Source organism: Armatimonadia bacterium (assembly GCA_039679385.1).
Lineage (GTDB): Bacteria > Armatimonadota > Zipacnadia > Zipacnadales > JABUFB01 > JAJFTQ01.
In genome coordinates, this window is the sequence record JBDKVB010000032.1 from 1 (window position 1) to 20,781 (window position 20,781).

Here is a 20,781-nt window from a genome sequence, read left to right on the forward strand (position 1 = left end):
ACAACGTGCGGATCGGCGGGGAGCTGATTGTTCCGATCGCCATGGAAGAGGGTCTTCGGTTTGCGATCCGCGAAGGCGGGCATACCGTGGGCGCCGGCGTCGTCACCAAGATCCTTGAGTAGTAGCGCTGCGCCCTTCGGGGCGTGGCGGAGCCGGGAACAGGCAGGCCAGTACGTACAGACCGCGGGCACTTACCGCAGGGCGACACTACGCAAAGGTGAGCTTCTCCAATGGCGAAGACCACGAGCATTCGGATCAAGCTGAAGGCGTTTGACCATGAAGTTCTGGACAGGTCCTGTCAGAAGATCGTGGAGACGGCGGAACGGACTGGCGCAAGGATTGCCGGACCGGTACCACTTCCGACGGAGAAGCACGTTCACTGCGTTGTGAAGCCCACGGCCTTGGGGCGCAGTTCGCGAACCATGGAGCACTTCGAGACGCGGGTGCACAAGAGGCTCATTGAGATACTGGATTCGACGCAGCGGACCGTCGATGCGTTGATGAAGGTAGACCTTCCCGCCGGTGTCGATGTGGCGATCAAGACGACGGCCGGCTAGAGGTCCAGCCTCGGACGCAAACAACAGCTATCTTCGCCAAAGAGCTACGCGAGTGGTGACAAGCGATGGCAAAGGTCATATTGGGCAAGAAAATCGGGATGACTCGCATCTTCGACGATGAGGGCAAGGAGGTCGCCGTCACGGTCATCCAGGCCGGCCCGTGCGTTGTAGTTCAGCGCAAGACAGTGGGCAGTGACGGATATGAGGCCATCCAGCTGGGTTTCGAGGAGAAGAAGCGGAGCCGGACGAATAGCCCCATGACAGGGCACTTCGAGAGCCGGAACATCTCCCCGAAGCGGTACCTGAGGGAGTTCCGGGTGGGCGGCGACGAGGCGTACGAGGTTGGGAGCGAAGTGACCGTGGACGGGTTCGAGGTCGGCCAGATGATTGAGATTGTGGGGACCTCGAAGGGCAAGGGATTCGCGGGCGGCATCAAGCGATACCACTTTGTGGGTGGTCCGGCGAGTCACGGTTCGAAGGTACACCGCAGCCCTATGTCAGGCGGTGCGACGGATGCGGCTCGGGTCTTCAAGGGGACTCGCAAGCCGGGGCACATGGGCGACGCACGGGTGACGCAGAAGGGCCTGACGGTGGTGGACGTAGACCCGTCGAGGAATCTGTTGGTTGTCAAGGGAGCCGTTCCGGGCGGAGCTAACGGCCTGCTGGAGATCCGCGGGCGGAAGTAGTAACGAAGGGATGAAGCGTCATGCCGCAGATGGCAGTTTACGATCAGGCCGGAGAGAAGACAACGCAGATCGAGGTTCCAGACGAAATCCTCGGGTTGCCCTTCAACGCCGACCTCGTCCAGCAGGCGGTCACGGCGGTAGACTACGCCCGGAAACGGCGCTGTGGGAAGGCCAAGGACCGGGGCGAAGTGTCTATCACGGGCGCTAAGTGGTACAGGCAGAAGGGCACGGGCCGGGCGCGACACGGGGACCAGGCTCCGCCGCACTTCGTCGGTGGAGGCGTTGCTCACGGTCCGAAGGGGATCCAGCCGACGCACAAGATGCCCAAGCAGATGCGGCGGAAGGCGACATACTGCGCGTTGTCGGCCAGGGCGCGCGAGGGCGCTTTCACGATCATTGACAAGCTGCAGTTCGAGACGATCTCGACAAAGAAGTTCGCGCAGGTGTTGGCGGACCTTGAGGTAGACGGCCGCATCCTCCTGCTGCTGAGCCCCGAAGAGGCGCGCGACGAGGTCATCTTCAAGAGCGTTCGCAACATCCAGGCGTTGGTGGCCCGTGAGGTCCCGCACTTCAATGTGCGTGACGTGCTGTGGGCGGACGAGATCATGATGACCCAGGCCGCGCTGACGCTGATCATGGGAGGCGCTGAGGCAGATGCTGACTAGCGACGACCTCAACCGCTATCGGAGTATCATCCTCCAGCCGATTGTTACCGAGAAGTCGATGCAGGAGGCGGATGAGCTGCGCAAGTACCACTTCCGCGTTCATTCGGACGCCAACAAGATTGAGATTCGCGCTGCCGTAGAGGCGCTGTTCAACGTTAAAGTGACGGACGTCAACACGATGAATGTCCTGGGCAAGGCGCGCCGGCGGAGTTACCGGTACCGCCAGGGGCGGACCGCACGATGGAAGAAAGCGATCGTGACGCTGGCCCCGGGGAATACCATCTCGGTTGTCGAGACAGGGTAGTCACTGCGTCAGGCTACGGTAACGCCCAGTGGTCTCTGCAGGACTAGGGGTTTGCGCTGCGGGACTGCGGTTAGACAGGAGAGCTCCTGATGCCGATCAAGGAACACAAACCAACTTCGCCAGGACGTCGCGGATACGCGAACGTTGATACTTCCACGTTGGACAAGAAGCGTCCCGAGCGGTCTCTGATCGTGTCGCGGAAGGAGACCGCGGGTCGCAACCAGCACGGTCATGTGACTTGCCGTCACAAGGGCGGCGGACACAAGCAGTACGTGCGTCTGATCGACTTCAAGCGGGACAAGGATGGGGTTCCGGGCAAGGTCGCAGCGCTCGAGTACGACCCTGGTCGCTCCTCTCACATCGCGCTGCTGCATTACGCTGACGGAGAGAAGCGCTATATTCTACTGCCCCAGGGGCTGAAGAAGGGTGACACGGTTGTTTCCGGCCCGAAGGCTCCGGCCCGCCTGGGAAATGCACTGCCGATCGCGAACGTCCCGGTTGGCACCGTGGTTCACAACGTGGAGCTGACCCCTGGCAAGGGCGGACAGATGGGCCGCAGCGCTGGGGCTGAGATCCAGGTCGTGGCGAAGGAAGGCAGCTACGCTCACCTTCGGCTGCCGTCTGGTGAGGTCCGGTTGGTCTCGGTTCAGTGCCGGTGCACGGTTGGACGCGTGGGTAACATTGAGCATATCAATATTCGGGATGCGAAGGCGGGGCGGAAGCGGTGGCGCGGTGTTCGCCCGACTGTTCGCGGAACGGTCATGAATCCGGTCGACCACCCGCACGGTGGTGGCGAGGGCAAGGCGCCGATTGGAATGGACAGCCCGCGGAGTCCGTGGGGTTGGAAGACGCTGGGGCGGAAGACACGCAAGCAGAAGAAGACCTCGAACAAGTACATCGTCCGGCGGCGCGGTTCATCGCGGTAGCCGGTTGGGAACACCGGCCTGAAGGCCGACAGGACAGGGAACTGACAGCAGGCGCGTCGTGACGACGCTTCAGATACTGGGGATTTTGACCGGAGGCATTGCCCATGTCCCGCTCGATGAAGAAGGGGCCGTACGCTGACCCGAAGCTGCTGGCAAAGATCGACGCGATGAACGCCAGCGGCGAAAAGAAGATCATCCGCACATGGTCGCGGCGCTCGACGATCTTCCCGGAAATGGTCGGTCACACGATGGCTGTGCATGACGGCCGCAAGCACGTGCCCGTGTACGTAACCGAGAACATGGTTGGGCACAAGCTGGGAGAGTTCGTCCCAACGCGGACGTATCGCGGCATGAGGCCCTCGCGCAGCGAGCGCACCACGACGGTCAAGCGTTAGTAGCGAACCGCCCGGTGCCGTCGGTCCTCGGGCCGGGAGGGCACGGGGAGACGCCCTGCCTCACAAGCGTTTCACGCAGGCAGAATCTCCGCAGAGGAGTTCTGAGGGAATATGGAAGTCAGAGCAGTCACCAAGTGGGTACGCACCGGTCCGCGCAAAGTCCGGCGGTACGCAGACCTGATCCGCGGCAAGGACCTCGCTGCTGCGCGCGCCATCCTCGGCGTGCAGAGCAGCCCAGCCGCACAGGTCCTGCGGAAGACGTTGGACTCGGCCGCTGCGAATGCCGAGAACAACCACGATCTGGACGCCGAGGACCTGAAGGTCTCGCAGACCTTTGTGGATGGCGGGTTCAACATCCCGCGCATTCGCACACGGGCTCGGGGGCGTGCAGACCGGATCAGCAAGCGCACCTGTCATGTGACAGTCGTCCTCAGCGACGGCGAATAGTCCGGCAACGCGCGATCGGGACGGCCGCATCAGGGCGGGTTCCCGCGCAGGGAGTGACCTCAATGGGACAGAAGGTTCATCCGTACGGCCTGCGATTGGGCATCATTCGGCAGTCCAAGAGCACTTGGTTCGCTGAGGGCCGTCGGTATCGTGACAACCTCCTCACGGACATCCGCGTTCGCAAGCATGTCCACGAGATGACTTCGAATGCGAGCATCTCGGACGTGACCATCGAGCGGTCCGCGGACACGGTCATTGTGACCGTCGTGACGGCCAAGCCTGGCGTCGTGATCGGCCCGCGGGGTCGGGACGTTGAGAAGCTGCGGGGGAAGCTTGAGAAGCTTTGCGGCTGCCGGGTCCGGGTGAACGTCGAGGAAGCCAAGGATGCTGATATGAACGCCGCCCTGGTGGCGCAGAGCATCGCGCGCCAGATCGAGCGCCGCGTGTCCTATCGGCGCGCAATGCGCCAGGCCATGGACCGGGCCGTGAAAGCCGGGGCCCGCGGGATCCGCTGCATGATCAGCGGCCGCTTGCAGGGCGCGGAGATCGCCCGCACTGAGTCGGTCGGCCCCATCGGTCGCGTTCCGCTGCACACCCTCAGGGCGGACATCGACTACGGTCTGGCAGAGGCGCACACCGGCTACGGTCACATCGGCGTCAAGGTGTGGGTCTACCGGGGCGACATCCTCCGGCCGCGCAAGGTGAAGGCTGAGGACGCATATCAGGCGGAAGAGACGGTCGAGCAAGCGATTGCTGAGCAGCCTGCAGAGGCGACGTCGGTTGCGCCAGTCGTCCCTGAGCCAGCCCCAGAAGCGACGCCGGATGCCGGCGTGCAGGACACCGTCATCGTAGCGGAAGCTATCGAGGAGGGGGAGAGCAAGTAGCATGTTGATGCCCAAACGGACCAAGCATCGGAAGCAGCAGCGGGGACGGATGAGGGGTCTGGCATATCGGGGTTCGGAGCTGAATCAGGGCGAGTACGGCCTGCAGGCGTTGGAGCCGGCCTGGATCTCGAGCAAGCAGATTGAGGCGGCCCGTGTGGCCATCACTCGGACTGCACACCGCGGTGGCAAGCTGTGGATTCGGATCTTCCCGGACAAGCCCGTCACGGAGACGCCACCGGAAACCCGTATGGGTAGTGGTAAAGGTGCGCCGGCCTTCTGGGCTGCAGTGGTTAAGCCGGGGCGGATCATGTTTGAGATCGGTGGCATGCCCGAGGACGTTGCGCGAGAGGCACTGCGGAAGGCCGGGCACAAGCTTCCGATCAGAACGAAGATTGTGAGCCGGGAGGCTGAGTAGGATGCCGGACAACGCCAAGACGACCACGGACTTCCTCCGCCAGCTCAGGGACTCGACCAATGCCGAGCTCGAGCAGCGCAAGATGCACATCGTCGAGAGCCTGTTCAACCTGCGGTTCCGCCTGGCGTCCGGCCAGATCGACGACCCTAAGCGCGTCCGCAAGTACCGGAAGGCGATCGCTCGCATCAACACCATCCTGCGCCAGCGCGAGCTTGGCATGGAAAAAGAGGGAGCCCGTTAAGGGAGCCGGCCATGAGTGACAAAGTCATCGCAACTCGCGAAGGTGTCGTCGTTAGCAGCAAGATGGACAAGACGGTCGTTGTGGCTGTCGAGCGTCTCACCCGTCACCCCTTGTACGGACGGGTGGTGCGGCGGACCACCAAGCACAAGGCGCATGACGAGACGAACCAGTGCAACGAGGGCGATCGGGTGGTCATCCAGGCTTGCCGGCCGCTGAGCAAGGACAAGTCCTGGCGGGTCATCAACATCGTCACGCGCGCCAAATAGCGTTTCCCCTCGGGGGGCCTTGGAGGGTTGTACTCGTGGCCACTTTCCAAAGCGACCAGATTCGCAACATCGCCCTGGTGGGGCATCGCAGCTCAGGTAAGACCAGCCTGGCTGAGGCGATGCTGTTCGTAACGGGCGCAATCGGACGTCTCGGTTCCGTCGATGGCGGCAACGCAACGACCGACTTCATTCCCGAAGAGATCGACCGGAAGCTCTCAATCTCACCGGCACTGTGCCACGTCGAGCACTCGGGTACGAAGATCAACATCATCGACACGCCGGGATACGCGGAGTTCTACTCCGAGGTCGTCCCCTGTCTGTGGGTAGCCGACACCGCTGTCGTGGTGCTGGACGGTGTCGCTGGGGTCGAGGTCCATACAAGGAAAGTGTTCGCGGCCGCGAAGACGCGGGGTCTTCCGATCATCGCCGTCGTCAGCAAGCTCGACAAGGAGCACTCGAGTTTCGAGAAGGTCATCGAGTCCTTGGGCACGCTGCCGGGCTGCAAGGCTGTTGCGGTCCAGATGCCCATCGGCAGTGAGGGAAGCTTCTCGGGTGTGGTCGATCTCTTGTCTATGAAAGCGCTCATCGGCGCGGGCAAAGAGGCCAAGGTACAGGACATCCCTGCGGACATCGCTGAGGAAGCCCAGGCTGCACGCGACGCTCTGGTTGAGGAAGTTGCCGGCTCTGACGAAGCTCTGATGGAGAAGTTCTTTGAAAACGACGCCTTGACGCCGGAGGAGCTGCTGGAGGGCCTCAAGAAGGCCGTTCGGACAGGCTCCGTGGTTCCGGTGCTGTGCAGTGGCGCGGCGGGGCTCACTGGGGCCAAGTTCTTCCTCGACTTCGTTGCCGATGTGTTGCCCTCTCCGGTGGAGATGCCGGCGTGGATGGGGCATCGGGTGAACGAGACCGAGGAGACCGTGGTGGCGTGCGACACGGCTGCGCCCCTCGCGGCGGTCATCTGGAAGACGATGCGCGATCCCTTTATCGGGCGGTTGTCGCTGGTGCGTGTGATCTCTGGTGAGATGCGCCGGGACGGTCAGGGGAATAACCCGCGGTCGGGTCAGCGTGAGCGGCTTACCGGTCTGACGCTGGTCAACGGAAAAGAGACGAGCGACTGCGACGGTCTGTGTGCCGGTGACATGGGCTGCATCGGCAAACTCGAGAACTCCATCACGGGCGACAGTCTTTGCGACGCGAAAAACCAGTTCGTGTTCTCGATGCCTGCGCTGCCGCTGGGTATGCACACGGCCGCGATGCGGGCGGAATCCCGAGCTGACGAGGACAAGCTATCGGGCGCGCTGAGCCAGGTTGGCGAAGAGGACATTGGCTTCACCTACGAGCGCATGGCGGAGACCGGGGAACTGATTGCGCGTGGGATGGGCCCGCTGCACCTGCAGATCATCAAGGAGCAGCTGATCCGGAAGTTCAAGGTCGCAGTTGAGCTCGGTGAGCCGGAGATCCCGTACCGTGAGACGGCGCGCAAGTCCGTTCGGGTGCAGGGGCGGCACAAGAAGCAGACCGGTGGTCGGGGGCAGTTCGGCGATGTGTGGATCCGGCTCGAGCCGCTTGAGCCCGGCAGCGGGTACGAGTTCGTCAATGGCGTGAGTGGCGGTTCCGTACCTACGAACTACATCCCCGCGGTGGAGAAGGGCATCGTCGATGCCATGGGGGCAGGTCCGCTGGCCCGATACCCGATCGTTGATGTCCGAGTCACTCTTGACGATGGGAGCTCGCACCCGGTAGACTCTTCCGACTTGGCCTTCCGGTTGGCTGGTCAGATCGCGATGAGGAAAGCCATGCTCGAGGCTGGCCCGGTCCTACTTGAGCCGGTGGTGGTCGCTGAGATCACGTGCCCGGACGAAGTCATGGGCGACGTGATGAGTGACCTGAGTGGGCGCAGGGGGCGGGTACAGGGCACGGAGCCGGCTGGCGGCGGAATGGTGACTGTCAAGGCCCTCGTGCCGCTGGGCGAGATGACGACTTACTCCTCCGACCTGACTTCAATGTCGCAAGGCCGGGCGAGCTATACGATGGAAATGGCCCATTACGAGGAAGTCCCCTCGCACCAGCAGGAAGCAATCATCGCTCGTCGGAAGGTCGCGGAAGAGGAGACGGAGTAACCGCAAGGTTGCCTTCGCGCCTGGGCCAAGACTGACCGCAAGAGCGCTATACCGAGGTTCACAACCATGATCCAGCACATGACTCGTCTGAAAGTTGCTGACAACTCTGGGGTGCAGGAAGTCGGATGCATCCGCATTAGAGGCCGGGGCCAGTCGGTGTACGGCACGCTGGGCGACGAGATCGTGTGCTCGGCCAAGCAGGTCACCCCACAGAGCGCGATTGCTAAGGGTGCTGTGCTGAAGGCCGTCATCGTGCGGTGCAAGCAGTCGGTGAAGCGTGCGGACGGTTCCGAGATCCGTTTCGACGAGAACGCCGTTGTTATCGTGGATGATCAGAAGAACCCGCGCTGCACCCGTGTCTTTGGCCCGATTGCTCGCGAGTTGCGCGACAAGCAGTACATGAAGATCGTCTCGCTGGCTGAGGAAGTCGTGTAGTCACGGCCCACCTCCGAGCCCGGGTCACCCTTCCAAGCGGGGAGAGAGTTTCAAATGGCACAAAGCAAACTGAAGATACGTACCGGGGACGAGGTCCTCGTCATCGCAGGTAAGGATCGCTCCACGAAGGGGCACCCGCGGCGCGGCAAGGTCATCGGTGTGGTGCCGGACAAGAACCGCGTCATCGTGGACGGCGTGAACCTGATCAAGAAGGCCGTGCGTCAGTCGCAGAAGGTGCGGCAGGGCGGGATCATCGAGTCCCCGGGCCCGATCAGCGCCTCGAACGTGATGCTCATCTGCCCAGCCTGCGATGCCCCCACGCGTGTTGCGATCGAGCGGCGTGAAGATGGTCGTCGCGTTCGCCACTGCAAGCGCTGCAAGAAAGCGATCGACGGCTAGAAGAGCGCTGTGGCCGAGTCCGGGCGGTTCGTCCCGGACAACTAGGATCCAGCCGAAGCCATAGCCGAAGGCGCCAACGTCCTCGGCGGGATGGCAAGTGAAAGCGAAGGCGAATCGAGTGGCAGAGACACCAAGACTGAAAGTCAGGTATAACGAGGAGATCCGGCCTGCGCTGATGGAGCAGTTCGGGTTCACCAACATCCACCAGGCGCCGGGCGTAGTCAAGGTGTGCCTGAACATGGGTGTTAGCGACGCGAAGAGCGGACCGGACGCAGCCGCCGCGATGGACTCATCGGTCCGCGAGCTGTCCAATATCGTTGGCCAGCGGCCTTGCATCACGCGGGCGACGAAGTCCATTTCGCAGTTCGGCGTGCGTCAGGGAATGCAGGTCGGTTGCCGGGTGACCCTCCGGGGTGCGCGCGCCTGGGAGTTCATCGATCGGCTGTTCAACGTTGTGCTGCCGCGTATCCGCGACTTCAGGGGATTGCCCCGCAATAGCTTCGACGGTCGTGGGAACTACAGCCTGGGTGTGCAGGACCAGCTGATCTTCCCCGAGTTGAACTACGACGAAGTCCAGAAGCAGCGGGGCATGGACATCACTATTGTTACGAGCGCCAAGAACGATGAGGAGGGGCGAGCCCTGCTGCTGGCACTGGGTATTCCGTTCCAGCGCGCAGAGGGATAGCCCGCCGTTCCCCGGTATCGTTCGGCCCCGGGTGACGGGGCCACAGGAGGCACCAACCAGTGGCGAAGAAATCTTGGATTGCGAAGCAGAAGCGAACCCCCAAGTTTGCGGTGCGGGCGTACAACCGATGTGGTATCTGTGGTCGGCGACGGGGATACATGCGGAAGTTCGGTCTCTGCCGCATTTGCTTCCGAGAGAACGCTTTGTGGGGCAACATCCCCGGAGTCCGGAAGTCGAGTTGGTAGGAGAGAGTGGCCGGTGAGGGCCATAGCGGAGCGATCCGAACCACACGTGATATCGTCCGCTTTCGATTTGCTCGCCCGCAAACGGGCCAGCAGGAGGAACTGGCATGGCTGCTTTGACAGACCCCATCGCCGACATGCTGACGAGAATCCGCAACGCAGCTAAGGCGAAGCATACGAATGTGCGCGTCCCGGTTTCCAAGGTGAAACTGGAGATTGCCAAAATCCTCCATGAGGAAGGCTACATCCGGGGGTTTCAGCTCGTAGGACAGGGGCGCGATGTGCGCATCCGTCTGAAGTACGATGAACACCGCGAGCCCGTGATCAGTGGGTTGAAGCGCGTGAGCAAGCCCGGTCGGCGTGTGTACGTCGGCAAGGAAGACCTGCCGCGCGTGCTCGGTGGACTGGGCATCGCCATCGTGTCCACGAGCCAGGGCGTTATGACCGCCCGCGAGGCACGGAAACGGGGCGTCGGCGGCGAGGTCATCGGTTACATCTGGTAGTCACTGTCCGCGGCGGCCGACCGGAGGCCCGCGCGCGTTGGGAGAGAGTGTCGATGTCTCGCATAGGTAAAGCGCCTATATCGTTGCCCGCCAAGACTACGGTCACCGTCGGAGCCGACAACCTTGTAACGGTGAAAGGCCTCAAGGGCGAACTTAGTCTCGGCGTAGCACCGCAGATCACGGTTTCGGTGGAGAACGGTGTTGTCACGCTCAGCCGGCCGGACGAGAGTAGGGAGAGCCGCTCTCTGCACGGTCTGTACCGAGCTTTGTTGGCCAATATGGTCACGGGCGTGACGGAAGGCTTCGAGCGGCGCCTTGAGATCCAGGGCGTCGGTTACCGAGCCGACAAGGCAGGTAAGGGCCTCACGCTCCGAGTCGGATACTCTCACGAGGTCCACGTCGAGCCGCTGCCCGGCGTTGAGGTTGAGACGGAGGGCCAGCAGGTGATCGTGATCCGTGGCTGTGACAAGCAGGCCGTCGGCCAGATGGCCGCCGATATCCGCAAGCTCCGGCCGGTCGAGCCCTACAAGGGCAAGGGCATCCGCTATCAGGGCGAGCATGTACGGCGCAAGGCCGGCAAGGCCGCGAAGGTCGGCGGGTAGTCCCCCTGGGCCCCACGACCTGGTCCGTAGACCTTTGAAGAGGTCGCGGGCAAGTAATAACGTGATGATTTCTCGGTAGATGCGACTCGTCGTGTCCCGATTGGTCGCTCCAGAGGTGTAAACCGTGAGCGTTGAAAAAGATCGCAGAGTAGCACGGATCAAGCGGCAGCTACGCGCTCGGCGCAGGATCTTCGGGACCCCGGAGCGTCCGCGGCTGTGCGTCACGAAGTCGCTCAAGCACATGTACGCCCAGATCATCGATGACCGGGCCGGCAATACTCTTGTTGCGGCGTCGACCCGTGAGGCCGGAATCGCCGACGAGAAGGGTGGCACCGGAAACGTCGAGGCGGCCAAGAAGGTCGGCATGGAGGTTGGCCGCCGGGCGGTGGAGAAGGGCATCACCAAGGTGGTCTTCGACCGTGCCGGATGGCCGTATCACGGTCGCGTGAAGGCCCTCGCTGACGGCGCGCGTGAGGCCGGGCTGGACTTCTAACTCCGGCGTAAGGGCAGGACGTAGTACGTCCCGAAGGCGAAAGACTGTGAGGTCTGCGTCCCTGCAGGACAGCTATTTATACTGTCACTCGAACGCACCAAGAGGCATTCTCATGGCAACCGCGAAGATCAGAGTCACCCTCAGTGGAAGTTATATCGGCTGCATCGAGCCTCAGCGGCGAACGCTTCGGGCCCTGGGCCTGCGGAAGCACGGCGACAGTCGCGTGCACGAGGCCACGCCCGCGATCAATGGCATGATCAGCGCTGTGAAGCACCTCGTCACCGTTGAGCAGGCCGGCTAACGCTCGGAGCCGTCATCTGGACAGGAGCATTGCGATGGACCTCGGTACCCTGCAACCCAAACACAGCCGCAAGAACCGCAAGCGCGTCGGACGTGGCCATGGCTCGGGTCATGGCAAGACCTCATGCCGCGGTCAGAAGGGTCTCAAGGCCCGGTACTCCGTCCCGCGCGGCTTCGAAGGCGGGCAGAACAAGCTGTATATGCGGCTGCCGATGATGCGCGGGCTTAGCAACAAGGCCCACAACATCGGCATGTTCCGCAAGGAGATCGCGACGGTCAACGTTGAGCAACTAGACATCTTCCCAGCAGGCAGCGAAGTCACGCCTGAACTGCTGCTCGAGACCCGCGTCGTCCGCAAGCTTGGCGACGGGCTCAAGATTCTGGGCGAAGGTGAGCTGGACAAGGCCCTGACCGTGAAGGCACATGCTTTCAGTGCGACCGCCCGTGAGAAGATCGAGAAGGCCGGCGGCGTCGCCGAGGTGATCAAGGGATGAAAGAGCGCCTCGCATCGCTGGCGCAGGCCCTCCGACTGCCCGACGTTCGCAAGCGCATCATGTTCGTCATGTACATGTTCGCCGTCTACGTGGCGTGCGCGCATGTTCCACTGCCGGGCATCGACAAGAACCAGCTGGAGCGGCTGTTCCAGTCAGGCGGTTTCGGTCTTGGCGACATCCTTGACACCTTTGCCGGCGGGTCGCTGAAGCGTTTCTCGGTTCTGGCGCTGGGCATCATGCCCTACATCAACGCGTCGATCATCTTCCAGTTGCTGGTTATGGCCATCCCGTCTCTGGAGGCCCTGCAAAAAGAGGGCGAGTATGGGCAGAAGAAGATCAACCAGTGGACCAAGTACCTCACGGTCGCGCTGGCTATTCTCCAGGCTGTTGGGATGATCGGTTGGTTCCAGTCAGGCGCTGCCTTCATCGGCGGCAAGGTCGTTATGCTGTACTGCGTGGTGATGATGACCGCAGGCACTGCGTTCCTGATGTGGCTCGGCGACATGATCACAGAGCGTGGTATCGGGCAGGGCATTTCGCTCATCATCTTCGTCGGCATTATGACGCGCATGCCGCAGGATGTGGCGCGGACCCTGGTGATGTGGCGCAGTGGCCAGATCAACATCGCCAACCTCGGTCTGCTGGCTCTGATCCTCCTTGCGACGATCTATGGGATCGTGAAAGTGCAACAGGCACAGCGCAAGATCCCGGTACAGTACGCGAAGCGTGTCAAGGGGAACAAGGTCTACGGCGGGCAGAGCAGCTACCTGCCTCTGCGAGTGAACCAGGCCGGCGTCATCCCCATCATCTTCGCGATCTCGATTGCCCTGTTCCCTGCGACAATCGCCCAGTTCTTCCGGAGCCCGAACATCGTGTCGGCAATTTCCAGGTTGGGGGTAACGGAAGAGGCTGTTAACAACGCGCTCTTTGCCGTCGTCGAGTTCACCACGCCGGGTCGGAACTTCATTGCTTCGCTGATGTACTTCGTCCTGGTAATCCTGTTCACGTACTTCTACACGGCGGTTACCTTCAACCCGGAGCAGATCGCAGAGAACCTGCAGAAGAACGGTGGGGCGATTCCCGGGATCAGGCCGGGCGAGAGAACGCGCGACTACCTTGACAAGATCCTGTATCGCATTACACTTGCTGGAGCGATATTCCTGGGCGTCATCGCCATCATGCAGTACTATGTGGGGGACATAACTCAGGTAAGCACCTTCGGGCTGGTTGGTGGCACCTCTCTGCTGATCGTGGTGGGTGTCGCCCTGGATACGATGCAGCAGGTCGAAGCCCAGTTGCTCATGCGCCACTACAAGGGCTTCCTTTCCTAAGGGCCGCCCCAGTGAGTAGAACTGAGCTGGCGCCCAACTCTCGCCGAAGGGCGGGGTGTGGGCACAGAGCATGGAGACAACGATGGCAACAAACATGATCCTCCTTGGGCCTCCTGGTGCTGGTAAGGGCACTCAGGCCGAGTTTCTGGTCAAGAGCTATGGCGTCCCGCACATCTCCACCGGGGATATGCTGCGTGCGGCGGTAGCGAAAAAGACGGCGCTGGGTCTCGAGGCCAAGGGGTACATGGATGCCGGCAAGCTGGTGCCGGACGAGCTAGTGGTCGGGATCGTACGCGAGCGACTGGCGGAAGCCGACTGTGCGAAGGGCTTCCTGTTGGATGGGTTCCCGCGGACGATTCCGCAGGCCGAGGCCCTTGGTAGCGCCATTGACGAGATGGGTCTCGACACGCCGGTTGTCATCAACATGGAAGTGGCCGACGAGGAGCTGGTACACCGCCTGTCGGGTCGCCGGATGTGCGACAAGTGTGGTGCCATCTTCCACATCAGCCGAGATTCGGTCTCGGTGGGTGACGACTGCCCGGTCGAGGGGTGCGACGGGAAGATCTATCAGCGTTCCGACGACCAGGCTGTTGCCATCCAACAGAGGCTCAACGTATACAAAGCGCAGACTGAGCCGCTCATCGCCTACTACGACGGCAAGGGGCAATTGGTGAGAGTGAATGCCCTCGGGACCGTCGAGCAAGTCAACGAGAGAGTTACGGAGGCCCTGCGCAACCGGGGCGTTGCCTGATGGCGCATCACAAGAGAGTGCCGAGCGTTGCCCGCAAGTCGTCTGTTGAGGTCGACATCATGCGGGAGGCCGGCCGGATCGTTGCTAAGGTGTTGGCTGCCGTTCAAGAAGCCGCCGCGCCTGGTGTGAGTACCGCGGAACTTGACAGACTGGCTGAACAGATCATCGAAGGCGCAGAGGCGAGCCCGAGCTTCAAGGGCTACTACGGCTACCCGGCTTCGATCTGCGTGGAGCCGGAGGACGTGGTAGTGCATGGTATCCCGAGTGAGGCTGAGATACTGGGGGAGGGTCAGATCGTCGGGGTCGATGTCGGCGCGATCTTCCACGGCTATCAGGCGGACGCAGCCATCACCTTCGGTATCGGGAAGATATCAGCGGAGAAGCAGCGTCTCATGGACGTGACGCTTGAGTCGCTGGGGGCAGGTATCGCTGCGGCGCGTGCAGGCAACCAGTTGCGAGACGTGTCGGCGGCGGTGCAGGCAAGAGCTGAGGCGGCTGGTTACGGCGTGGTGCGTGACTTGGTGGGGCACGGTATCGGGCGTTCGATGCATGAGCCCCCGCAAGTGCCCAACTTCGTGGAAGAGGGGCAGTTCGTCGAGTACGATCTGACACTGCGTACCGGGCACTGTCTGGCCATCGAACCGATGATCAATCAGGGCGACTGGCGGGTGCGGCAAGGGCGAGATGGATGGACGATACGGACTGCAGACGGCCTGCCGACAGCCCACTTCGAGCACACCGTGGCAGTGACGAAAGATGAACCGCTGATTCTGACCTTGCCCTAGATGCTGCTAGGGTTAAGGGGATGGCGTGACCCAGTACGAACACACTCCTTCAGGAGCAAGGCCCTTCTTTATGGCGAGAAAAGGCAGAGACGCCGGGGAAAGCAAAGAGAAGAAGTCAATCCCTGTCCGCGGGACTGTCGTTGAGAAGCTGCCGAATGCCGTCTTCAGGGTCGAGTTGGAGAACGGGCACGAGGTTCTCGCGCACGTATCCGGCAAGATTCGGACCCGGGTTATCCGCGTGATGGCGGGTGACAAGGTGACGGTGGAGCTCTCGCCCTACGACCTGTCGCGAGGACGGATCACCTGGCTACACAAGTAGCCGGGGCGTCGTTGGAGTCCCGGACGAGCCGCAGCCGGCTCACGGACGCACGGTGGCGGCTGTTTAACGGTGTCGGCAAGGAGCATCGAAATGAAGGTTACTGCATCAGTCAAGCCGCGTTGCGACAAATGCAAGGTTATCCGGCGTAAGGGCGTTGTGCGCATCATCTGCGAGAACCCGCGCCACAAGCAGCGGCAGGGGTAGAGTCGTATTGCTGAGGAGCCTAACCGCGGGGCGACCCCGCGCTTCGGATAGCAGGAGGCGGATTTATGCCGCGTATTGCAGGTGTAGACCTACCTAGAGACAAACGAGTGGAAATCGCCCTTACGTACATCTACGGCATCGGGCGGACCACTGCAAAGCAGATCGTGGAGAAGGCGGGTATCGATCCGGCCCGGCGGATGCGGGACGTCACCGAGGACGAAGCGGCACGGCTGCGCGAGACCATCGACAGCGGCTACGTCATCGAAGGCGATAAGCGCCGCGAGGTGCAGACCAACATCCAGCGCCTCATCGAGATCGGTACGTATCGCGGCATGCGGCATCGTCGTGGCCTGCCCCTGCGTGGCCAGCGGACCCGTACCAATGCTCGCACCCGTAAGGGCAAGAGAAAGACCGTAGCCGGAAAGAAGAAGTCGGCGGCCAAGACCTAGTCTGTCCGCACACGCCTGGGGGCACCCGGTGGTGGCTATCCGGGGGACTGCCGGGCTGTGTTCGGGATTGGGTCAGCCGCATGCTGTACCAGGCGGCAGGATGCAGCGATTCCAGTAGTCTGCGTCTACGCCAAACCTCTGGAGGAGCCACATGCGTCAGCAGAAGGACTCAGGAGCCCGCAAGAGTAAGATCAAGCGGCAAGTCCCCTTCGGCCGTGCCAACATCAAGTCCAGCTTCAACAACACCATCGTCAGCATCGCTGACCCGCAGGGCAACGTGCTCTGCTGGGCGAGCGGCGGGACCATCGGGTTCACGGGGACCAAGAAGGGTACTCCCTTCGCGGCCCAGTTGGCTGCCGATAACGCGGCACGCAAGGCCATGGAGTATGGGATGACGCGCGTCGAGGTGTTTGTCCGCGGACCAGGCTCAGGGCGCGAGACGGCAATCCGCGCCATGCAGGCCGCCGGACTCGAGGTGGGCAGCATCAAGGATACGACCCCGATCCCTCACAACGGCTGCCGGCCCAAGAAGCGCCGCCGGGTGTAGTTGTCGCCGGTGAATGAGAGCGGAGTCATCCATTTCGTCGGCCCGAGCATCGCGGGCACGACAACCCAACGAGATAACACCAACGCGCAACAGCAGGGGCGTTGATCGACGCCCCGGAGGTGAGTAGGTTCATGGCACGATATACAGGCCCGGTCTGTCGCATCTGCCGCCGCGAGGGCCAGAAACTCTTCCTCAAGGGTCAGCGCTGCTACGGCCCCAAGTGTGCCTGGGAGAAGAAGCAGTACCCCCCGGGACAGTCAGGACAGGCTGCCGCACGGCGCCGGCGCGTGAGCGACTACGGCAAGCAGATGCGCGAGAAGCAGAAGCTACGGGCGCTCTACGGCGTCCTGGAGAAGCCTTTCCGCAAGTACGTGGCTCAGGCTGAGCGCATGAGCGGCGTGGCGGGCGAGAACGTACTCAAGCTGCTTGAGATGCGTCTCGATAACGTCGTGTACCGGGCCGGCTTTGCGGCCAGTCGCGCGGAGGCTCGGCAGCTCATCAGCCACGGTCACTTCACAGTTGACGGACGCATCACCAACGTCGCCTCCTTCCGGGTCAAGCCGGGTCATAGCGTCAAGGTCAAGGACGCCGACCGCGATCTGCCGCCCATCGTTGCCGCTGCTGAGGCAGCCGGCGGCCGGTCCGCGTTGGCGTGGCTGCAGACCGACCTGGCAACACGCCAGGTGACGATGCTGGCCATTCCTGAGCGGGCGGAGATCGACACGGACGTCAACGAGCAGATGATCATCGAGTTCTACTCGCGGTAGCGTCCGACGCCGTCAAGAGAGGTCAAGGCCCTCCAGCCGCTGCTGGTACTTCGGTGTGGCTGGAGGGCACTTTCGGCGGGGCAGTCCCCGTCAGACACGGCGGACTACCGCCTAAGGGAGCAGCATAAATGATAGGGGAGTTGGACCCGAAGATCACTGCACTGGAACTGTCCCCTAAGTATGGGAAATTCGCGATCGAGCCCTTGGAGCGCGGTTTCGGGAATACCCTGGGCAACGCCTTCCGCCGGGTCCTGCTTTCGCATATTGACGGCGCGGCCGTCACCGATGTGCGCATTGATGGGGCTCTCCACGAGTTCTCCACGATCCCCGGTGTGGTTGAAGACGTGATGGAGATCGTTCTGAACCTCAAAGAGCTTGCGATCAAGGTGCATCCCAGCGAAGAGCAGACAGACGCAGCGAACGAGGAGCGCATCCTGCGCATCAACGCCTCGGGCGAGACGAAGGTCATCGGTGCGGACATTGTGTGCCCGCCCGACGTGGAGATCCTGAACCCAGAGTTGCACATTGCTGAGCTTAGCGACCCTAACGCGAGGCTCGAGGTGGAGCTGTGGGTCGAAGTCGGCCAGGGGTACAGGCCGACGGAGGAGCGCGAAGGTGCGCGACGTGGCGCAGGGATCATCCCTGTCGACGCACTCTTCTCCCCGATCAAGCGAGCTTCCTACGGGGTAGAACCGACGCGCATGGGCCACCGGACCGATCTGGACCGTCTGATCCTCGAGCTGTGGGGAAACGGAACGGTTCTGCCGGAAGATTCCCTGCAGATGGCCGCTCGCATCCTGCACAACTACATCTCAATCTTCCTGGGCGCTGTCGAAGCCGAGGAGGGTGTGGTTGCGGCCGGTGAGGTCGCCGGCGGCGAGGTTAACCGCTGGCTGGACACTCCGATCGAGGACGTTGACTTCTCGGTACGCACCTTCAACTGCCTGAAGAAGGAAGCCATCAACACGCTTGGCGAGATGATTCGCCACACTGAGGCCGAGCTGCTGGCGATCCGCAACTTCGGGAAGCGTTCCCTGGACGAGGTCATCGAGAAGCTCGCGCAGTTTGACCTTAAACTGGCAGAGCCCGAGAGCGACGACCTCGAGTAGCCTCCGCGCCTTGCGCCGTGGATAGCTAAGGAGACGAAAATGCGACATCGAAAAGACCATAAGCGCCTGGGCAGGGCCACGGATCAGCGCCTCGCGCTTCTGCGGAGCCAGGCCGGATCGCTGTTCAGGCATAATCGGATCAAGACGACCCTTGTGACCGCACAGGAGACGTCGCGGTTCGCTGAGAAGCTCATCACGCTGGCGAAGCGCGGCGACCTCGCTGCACGCCGGCTGTGCATTGCTGAGCTGAATCAGCCGGACGTCGTGCACCACCTGTTCACGCAGATTGCGCCGCGCTACGAGGATCGGCCGGGCGGCTACACCCGCGTCACTCACGCCGGCAATCGGCGCGGTGACGGTGCTCCGATGGCTGTTCTCGAACTGACGGACTAGTCGCACGCGGTGTTGAGGGGAGAAGCTCCCTTCGACATGGCACCTGGAAATGCGCAACCTCAAGCTGATCGTGCAGTACGACGGTACCGACTACGCGGGCTTTCAGGTTCAGCCGGACCGGCCCACGGTACAGGGCGTGCTTGAGGCGGCACTAAGCAAGGTCCTGCAGCACGAAGCGCGCGTCACCTCGGCGAGCCGAACAGACGCGGGTGTCCATGCTATCGGGCAGGTTGTGACGGTCCAGACGGACAACCCGATCGAGGTTCGGAGACTCGCGAGGGCTACGAATGACGCCCTGCCGCTCGCGGTGAGCATAGCAGAGGCAGAGGAAGTCAGCGCAGCTTTTCATCCCAGGTACGATGCCGTCGGTAAGCTGTACTGCTATCGGATCCTGAACCGAGAGACGCCATCGCCCTTCATCTGTCGGTACGCATGGCACATCAGGCGGCCCCTGGACCTGGAGGGTATGCAGGTCGCTGCAGAGCAACTGCTGGGCACCCATGACTTCACGTCCTTCGAGGCCACCGGCGGGTGCATCCGGACGAAGACGCGGTGCCTGTGGCGACTGGACTGCCAGCGGTTTGGGGATGGCGTAGTAGAGATCCGGGCGGAGGCCGAGGGTTTCCTTTATATGATGGTTCGCAACATCGTTGGGACCCTGGTTGAGGTGGGGGTAGGGCGGTTCGGCGCCGAGACCCTTGCGCCGATACTCGAAGCGCGGGATCGGTCCGTCGCAGGGCCAACGGCTCCGCCGCAGGGGTTGTGCCTGGTGCGAGTTGACTACTGAGGGTGCGTCGTACCGCTGGCGACCCCGCGGGCCAGGGGATCTGAGACATCAACGTTGTTCCCGCCGCCGACCTTGTGGGGTCCGGCGACATCCGGAGGTTAGACCATGGACAATCTGAAGACCAAGTCCGCCAAAGCTGGAGACGTTCCCGCCGAGTGGTGGCATATCGACGCGGACGGCATTGTACTGGGACGTCTGGCAGCCCGGGTCGCGGCGGTCCTGCGGGGTAAGCACAGGCCGCAGTTCACGCCCCATGCGGCGTGTGGCGACTTCGTTGTCATCACGAACGCAAGCAAGATCAAGCTGACGGGCAACAAGCTGCGCGACAAGATGCGCTACAGCCACTCCGGTTACCCGGGCCATTTGAAGGCCGAGAACTACGGGCACTTCCTGAGTCGGGCCCCGGAGAAGGTCATCCTGAAGGCCGTGCGCGGCATGCTTCCGCACGGAGTGCTGGGCCGACAGCTCGGAACACGGGTCAAGGTCTACGCAGGCGCGGAGCATCCGCACGCAGCGCAGCAGCCCAAACCACTCGAGATCTAACATGTCATGTGGATTCGCCGCAGGGGGCCGCAACGGGCGGCTTTGCCCGGTGTAATCCTTCCTCAGGGAGGCGCCGAACTTGGACCAGGAGAGAAACTACGGCACCGGTAAGCGCAAGGACGCGGTGGCACGGGTATGGATTATGCCCGGCGCCGGTCAGATCACCATCAACGGGAAGACCGCCACGCAGTACCTTCACCGCGCAGCGTTGGAACAGATGGTCCTTCAGCCCTTCATCGTCACCGAGACAATGGGGCAGTTTGACGTGAAGGCCTACGTTGCGGGTGGCGGCATCGCCGGTCAGGCTGGTGCGGTCCGACACGGGATCGCCAAGGCTCTGGTGCAGGCTGATGAGGCCAGGCGTTCCCCGCTGGGTTCTGCTGGGCTGCTCACTCGTGACCCGCGCGTCAAGGAGCGCAAGCACGCCGGCTTCCGCCGCGCTCGCCGTGGCAAGCAGTTCTCGAAGCGCTAAGGTAGGCTGCCTGCGTCTCCGCTCGTGACGGTGCGAGGTTGAGGACGCTGGGCCTCCCGGAAGTGTGGCATCGTGCCCATATTGTCCGGGGCCGTCCGACCCTGCAAGGTCGGACGGCCCTTCTGGTTCTGCCGATCGGGTGTCCAGGCCTACCGTCTCATGCAGCCTCGGCGCGGACCGGCACAGTGGTCTGGACGTCGGAACGCTCAACTGCCCAGGCTGTCAAACCTACCGGCGGCAACTTCCGCCGGCTAGGTCCGTGCTG

General features: G+C 62.5%; 35 protein-coding genes. All 35 read left to right on the forward strand.

The annotated features are described in order from the left end of the window. Window positions 1-122, forward strand: a 122-nt coding sequence (locus tag ABFE16_03175; GenBank protein ID MEN6344276.1) for a hypothetical protein, incomplete at its 5' end; no start/stop codon positions are given. A gap of 108 nt (window positions 123-230) precedes the next feature. Continuing rightward, on the forward strand, window positions 231-557 hold the full coding sequence (gene rpsJ / locus ABFE16_03180) for a 30S ribosomal protein S10 (GenBank protein ID MEN6344277.1): 327 nt from the start codon (window positions 231-233) through the stop codon (window positions 555-557). Window positions 558-622: 65 nt separating this feature from the next. Continuing rightward, window positions 623-1,243 (forward strand): 50S ribosomal protein L3, encoded by a 621-nt coding sequence (gene rplC / locus ABFE16_03185; protein MEN6344278.1) that lies wholly within the window; start codon window positions 623-625, stop codon window positions 1,241-1,243. 20 nt (window positions 1,244-1,263) lie between these two features. Then, window positions 1,264-1,908: a 50S ribosomal protein L4 gene (gene rplD / locus ABFE16_03190; protein ID MEN6344279.1), complete on the forward strand. Its 645-nt coding sequence runs from the start codon at window positions 1,264-1,266 to the stop codon at window positions 1,906-1,908. Further along, the gene (gene rplW, locus ABFE16_03195) at window positions 1,898-2,212 is read left to right on the forward strand and encodes a 50S ribosomal protein L23 (GenBank protein MEN6344280.1); all 315 of its coding nucleotides are present in this window, start codon (window positions 1,898-1,900) and stop codon (window positions 2,210-2,212) included. Before rplD ends, rplW begins: the two co-directional genes overlap by 11 nt. A gap of 89 nt (window positions 2,213-2,301) precedes the next feature. Continuing rightward, window positions 2,302-3,138 carry a 50S ribosomal protein L2 gene (rplB, locus tag ABFE16_03200; GenBank protein MEN6344281.1) on the forward strand — a complete coding sequence of 279 codons (837 nt, stop codon included), beginning with the start codon at window positions 2,302-2,304 and terminating at the stop codon, window positions 3,136-3,138. Between the two features lie 104 nt (window positions 3,139-3,242). Next, window positions 3,243-3,533, forward strand: coding sequence for a 30S ribosomal protein S19 (rpsS, locus tag ABFE16_03205; GenBank protein ID MEN6344282.1), 291 nt, complete (start codon window positions 3,243-3,245; stop codon window positions 3,531-3,533). Window positions 3,534-3,644: 111 nt separating this feature from the next. Further along, window positions 3,645-3,980 (forward strand): 50S ribosomal protein L22, encoded by a 336-nt coding sequence (gene rplV / locus ABFE16_03210; GenBank protein ID MEN6344283.1) that lies wholly within the window; start codon window positions 3,645-3,647, stop codon window positions 3,978-3,980. A 62-nt stretch (window positions 3,981-4,042) separates the two neighbouring features. Continuing rightward, a complete protein-coding gene (gene rpsC / locus ABFE16_03215; GenBank protein MEN6344284.1) occupies window positions 4,043-4,864 on the forward strand; it encodes a 30S ribosomal protein S3 in 822 nt (273 codons plus the stop codon). Between the two features lies 1 nt (window position 4,865). Beyond that, window positions 4,866-5,279, forward strand: coding sequence for a 50S ribosomal protein L16 (gene rplP, locus ABFE16_03220; protein ID MEN6344285.1), 414 nt, complete (start codon window positions 4,866-4,868; stop codon window positions 5,277-5,279). Between the two features lies 1 nt (window position 5,280). Next, complete coding sequence (gene rpmC / locus ABFE16_03225; protein MEN6344286.1) at window positions 5,281-5,520, forward strand: 50S ribosomal protein L29; 240 nt, start codon at window positions 5,281-5,283, stop codon at window positions 5,518-5,520. Between the two features lie 11 nt (window positions 5,521-5,531). Then, window positions 5,532-5,786 (forward strand): 30S ribosomal protein S17, encoded by a 255-nt coding sequence (rpsQ, locus tag ABFE16_03230; protein MEN6344287.1) that lies wholly within the window; start codon window positions 5,532-5,534, stop codon window positions 5,784-5,786. 35 nt (window positions 5,787-5,821) lie between these two features. Beyond that, window positions 5,822-7,906, forward strand: a complete 2,085-nt coding sequence (fusA, locus tag ABFE16_03235; GenBank protein MEN6344288.1) for an elongation factor G — start codon at window positions 5,822-5,824, stop codon at window positions 7,904-7,906. Window positions 7,907-7,972: 66 nt separating this feature from the next. Further along, entirely contained in the window at window positions 7,973-8,341 is a 369-nt protein-coding gene (gene rplN / locus ABFE16_03240) for a 50S ribosomal protein L14 (protein MEN6344289.1), read from the forward strand. Between the two features lie 69 nt (window positions 8,342-8,410). After that, window positions 8,411-8,740, forward strand: coding sequence for a 50S ribosomal protein L24 (rplX, locus tag ABFE16_03245; GenBank protein MEN6344290.1), 330 nt, complete (start codon window positions 8,411-8,413; stop codon window positions 8,738-8,740). A 118-nt stretch (window positions 8,741-8,858) separates the two neighbouring features. Further along, window positions 8,859-9,425 carry a 50S ribosomal protein L5 gene (gene rplE, locus ABFE16_03250; protein MEN6344291.1) on the forward strand — a complete coding sequence of 189 codons (567 nt, stop codon included), beginning with the start codon at window positions 8,859-8,861 and terminating at the stop codon, window positions 9,423-9,425. Between the two features lie 59 nt (window positions 9,426-9,484). Continuing rightward, window positions 9,485-9,670 (forward strand): type Z 30S ribosomal protein S14, encoded by a 186-nt coding sequence (locus tag ABFE16_03255; GenBank protein ID MEN6344292.1) that lies wholly within the window; start codon window positions 9,485-9,487, stop codon window positions 9,668-9,670. A gap of 104 nt (window positions 9,671-9,774) precedes the next feature. Beyond that, the gene (gene rpsH / locus ABFE16_03260) at window positions 9,775-10,170 is read left to right on the forward strand and encodes a 30S ribosomal protein S8 (GenBank protein ID MEN6344293.1); all 396 of its coding nucleotides are present in this window, start codon (window positions 9,775-9,777) and stop codon (window positions 10,168-10,170) included. A gap of 53 nt (window positions 10,171-10,223) precedes the next feature. Then, window positions 10,224-10,772, forward strand: a complete 549-nt coding sequence (gene rplF, locus ABFE16_03265; GenBank protein MEN6344294.1) for a 50S ribosomal protein L6 — start codon at window positions 10,224-10,226, stop codon at window positions 10,770-10,772. Window positions 10,773-10,896: 124 nt separating this feature from the next. Then, the gene (rplR, locus tag ABFE16_03270; protein ID MEN6344295.1) at window positions 10,897-11,265 is read left to right on the forward strand and encodes a 50S ribosomal protein L18; all 369 of its coding nucleotides are present in this window, start codon (window positions 10,897-10,899) and stop codon (window positions 11,263-11,265) included. 112 nt (window positions 11,266-11,377) lie between these two features. Beyond that, the gene (rpmD, locus tag ABFE16_03275) at window positions 11,378-11,566 is read left to right on the forward strand and encodes a 50S ribosomal protein L30 (protein MEN6344296.1); all 189 of its coding nucleotides are present in this window, start codon (window positions 11,378-11,380) and stop codon (window positions 11,564-11,566) included. A 34-nt stretch (window positions 11,567-11,600) separates the two neighbouring features. Continuing rightward, window positions 11,601-12,059 (forward strand): 50S ribosomal protein L15, encoded by a 459-nt coding sequence (gene rplO, locus ABFE16_03280; GenBank protein ID MEN6344297.1) that lies wholly within the window; start codon window positions 11,601-11,603, stop codon window positions 12,057-12,059. Continuing rightward, on the forward strand, window positions 12,056-13,390 hold the full coding sequence (gene secY, locus ABFE16_03285; protein ID MEN6344298.1) for a preprotein translocase subunit SecY: 1,335 nt from the start codon (window positions 12,056-12,058) through the stop codon (window positions 13,388-13,390). Before rplO ends, secY begins: the two co-directional genes overlap by 4 nt. Before the next feature lie 82 nt (window positions 13,391-13,472). Next, window positions 13,473-14,141, forward strand: a complete 669-nt coding sequence (locus ABFE16_03290; protein ID MEN6344299.1) for an adenylate kinase — start codon at window positions 13,473-13,475, stop codon at window positions 14,139-14,141. Further along, window positions 14,141-14,926, forward strand: coding sequence for a type I methionyl aminopeptidase (gene map / locus ABFE16_03295; protein MEN6344300.1), 786 nt, complete (start codon window positions 14,141-14,143; stop codon window positions 14,924-14,926). Before ABFE16_03290 ends, map begins: the two co-directional genes overlap by 1 nt. A gap of 70 nt (window positions 14,927-14,996) precedes the next feature. Further along, window positions 14,997-15,245: a translation initiation factor IF-1 gene (gene infA / locus ABFE16_03300; GenBank protein MEN6344301.1), complete on the forward strand. Its 249-nt coding sequence runs from the start codon at window positions 14,997-14,999 to the stop codon at window positions 15,243-15,245. 90 nt (window positions 15,246-15,335) lie between these two features. Further along, a complete protein-coding gene (gene rpmJ / locus ABFE16_03305; GenBank protein MEN6344302.1) occupies window positions 15,336-15,449 on the forward strand; it encodes a 50S ribosomal protein L36 in 114 nt (37 codons plus the stop codon). Between the two features lie 65 nt (window positions 15,450-15,514). Next, on the forward strand, window positions 15,515-15,898 hold the full coding sequence (gene rpsM, locus ABFE16_03310) for a 30S ribosomal protein S13 (GenBank protein ID MEN6344303.1): 384 nt from the start codon (window positions 15,515-15,517) through the stop codon (window positions 15,896-15,898). A gap of 151 nt (window positions 15,899-16,049) precedes the next feature. Continuing rightward, on the forward strand, window positions 16,050-16,445 hold the full coding sequence (gene rpsK, locus ABFE16_03315) for a 30S ribosomal protein S11 (GenBank protein ID MEN6344304.1): 396 nt from the start codon (window positions 16,050-16,052) through the stop codon (window positions 16,443-16,445). Window positions 16,446-16,576: 131 nt separating this feature from the next. Then, a complete protein-coding gene (rpsD, locus tag ABFE16_03320) occupies window positions 16,577-17,212 on the forward strand; it encodes a 30S ribosomal protein S4 (protein ID MEN6344305.1) in 636 nt (211 codons plus the stop codon). A 128-nt stretch (window positions 17,213-17,340) separates the two neighbouring features. Then, window positions 17,341-18,321, forward strand: a complete 981-nt coding sequence (locus ABFE16_03325; protein ID MEN6344306.1) for a DNA-directed RNA polymerase subunit alpha — start codon at window positions 17,341-17,343, stop codon at window positions 18,319-18,321. Window positions 18,322-18,360: 39 nt separating this feature from the next. Further along, on the forward strand, window positions 18,361-18,714 hold the full coding sequence (gene rplQ, locus ABFE16_03330) for a 50S ribosomal protein L17 (GenBank protein MEN6344307.1): 354 nt from the start codon (window positions 18,361-18,363) through the stop codon (window positions 18,712-18,714). Between the two features lie 49 nt (window positions 18,715-18,763). Then, window positions 18,764-19,501 carry a tRNA pseudouridine(38-40) synthase TruA gene (gene truA, locus ABFE16_03335; protein ID MEN6344308.1) on the forward strand — a complete coding sequence of 246 codons (738 nt, stop codon included), beginning with the start codon at window positions 18,764-18,766 and terminating at the stop codon, window positions 19,499-19,501. Window positions 19,502-19,615: 114 nt separating this feature from the next. Continuing rightward, on the forward strand, window positions 19,616-20,044 hold the full coding sequence (gene rplM, locus ABFE16_03340) for a 50S ribosomal protein L13 (GenBank protein ID MEN6344309.1): 429 nt from the start codon (window positions 19,616-19,618) through the stop codon (window positions 20,042-20,044). Between the two features lie 79 nt (window positions 20,045-20,123). Continuing rightward, entirely contained in the window at window positions 20,124-20,516 is a 393-nt protein-coding gene (gene rpsI / locus ABFE16_03345) for a 30S ribosomal protein S9 (protein ID MEN6344310.1), read from the forward strand. Window positions 20,517-20,781: the final 265 nt, after the last annotated feature.

Coding starts and splice junctions, on each gene's coding strand:
- rpmJ (MEN6344302.1), top strand. CDS start 15,336: ATGAAGGTTACTGCATCAGTCAAGCCGCGTTGCGACAAATGCAAGGTT.
- rplQ (MEN6344307.1), top strand. CDS start 18,361: ATGCGACATCGAAAAGACCATAAGCGCCTGGGCAGGGCCACGGATCAG.
- ABFE16_03290 (MEN6344299.1), top strand. CDS start 13,473: ATGGCAACAAACATGATCCTCCTTGGGCCTCCTGGTGCTGGTAAGGGC.
- rplD (MEN6344279.1), top strand. CDS start 1,264: ATGCCGCAGATGGCAGTTTACGATCAGGCCGGAGAGAAGACAACGCAG.
- rpsK (MEN6344304.1), top strand. CDS start 16,050: ATGCGTCAGCAGAAGGACTCAGGAGCCCGCAAGAGTAAGATCAAGCGG.
- ABFE16_03325 (MEN6344306.1), top strand. CDS start 17,341: ATGATAGGGGAGTTGGACCCGAAGATCACTGCACTGGAACTGTCCCCT.
- rplN (MEN6344289.1), top strand. CDS start 7,973: ATGATCCAGCACATGACTCGTCTGAAAGTTGCTGACAACTCTGGGGTG.
- rpsC (MEN6344284.1), top strand. CDS start 4,043: ATGGGACAGAAGGTTCATCCGTACGGCCTGCGATTGGGCATCATTCGG.
- rpmD (MEN6344296.1), top strand. CDS start 11,378: ATGGCAACCGCGAAGATCAGAGTCACCCTCAGTGGAAGTTATATCGGC.
- rplV (MEN6344283.1), top strand. CDS start 3,645: ATGGAAGTCAGAGCAGTCACCAAGTGGGTACGCACCGGTCCGCGCAAA.
- rpsS (MEN6344282.1), top strand. CDS start 3,243: ATGTCCCGCTCGATGAAGAAGGGGCCGTACGCTGACCCGAAGCTGCTG.
- rplW (MEN6344280.1), top strand. CDS start 1,898: ATGCTGACTAGCGACGACCTCAACCGCTATCGGAGTATCATCCTCCAG.
- rplO (MEN6344297.1), top strand. CDS start 11,601: ATGGACCTCGGTACCCTGCAACCCAAACACAGCCGCAAGAACCGCAAG.
- rplB (MEN6344281.1), top strand. CDS start 2,302: ATGCCGATCAAGGAACACAAACCAACTTCGCCAGGACGTCGCGGATAC.
- secY (MEN6344298.1), top strand. CDS start 12,056: ATGAAAGAGCGCCTCGCATCGCTGGCGCAGGCCCTCCGACTGCCCGAC.
- infA (MEN6344301.1), top strand. CDS start 14,997: ATGGCGAGAAAAGGCAGAGACGCCGGGGAAAGCAAAGAGAAGAAGTCA.
- rpmC (MEN6344286.1), top strand. CDS start 5,281: ATGCCGGACAACGCCAAGACGACCACGGACTTCCTCCGCCAGCTCAGG.
- rpsH (MEN6344293.1), top strand. CDS start 9,775: ATGGCTGCTTTGACAGACCCCATCGCCGACATGCTGACGAGAATCCGC.
- rplF (MEN6344294.1), top strand. CDS start 10,224: ATGTCTCGCATAGGTAAAGCGCCTATATCGTTGCCCGCCAAGACTACG.
- rpsQ (MEN6344287.1), top strand. CDS start 5,532: ATGAGTGACAAAGTCATCGCAACTCGCGAAGGTGTCGTCGTTAGCAGC.
- map (MEN6344300.1), top strand. CDS start 14,141: ATGGCGCATCACAAGAGAGTGCCGAGCGTTGCCCGCAAGTCGTCTGTT.
- rpsJ (MEN6344277.1), top strand. CDS start 231: ATGGCGAAGACCACGAGCATTCGGATCAAGCTGAAGGCGTTTGACCAT.
- rpsM (MEN6344303.1), top strand. CDS start 15,515: ATGCCGCGTATTGCAGGTGTAGACCTACCTAGAGACAAACGAGTGGAA.
- rplP (MEN6344285.1), top strand. CDS start 4,866: ATGTTGATGCCCAAACGGACCAAGCATCGGAAGCAGCAGCGGGGACGG.
- rpsD (MEN6344305.1), top strand. CDS start 16,577: ATGGCACGATATACAGGCCCGGTCTGTCGCATCTGCCGCCGCGAGGGC.
- truA (MEN6344308.1), top strand. CDS start 18,764: ATGCGCAACCTCAAGCTGATCGTGCAGTACGACGGTACCGACTACGCG.
- rplC (MEN6344278.1), top strand. CDS start 623: ATGGCAAAGGTCATATTGGGCAAGAAAATCGGGATGACTCGCATCTTC.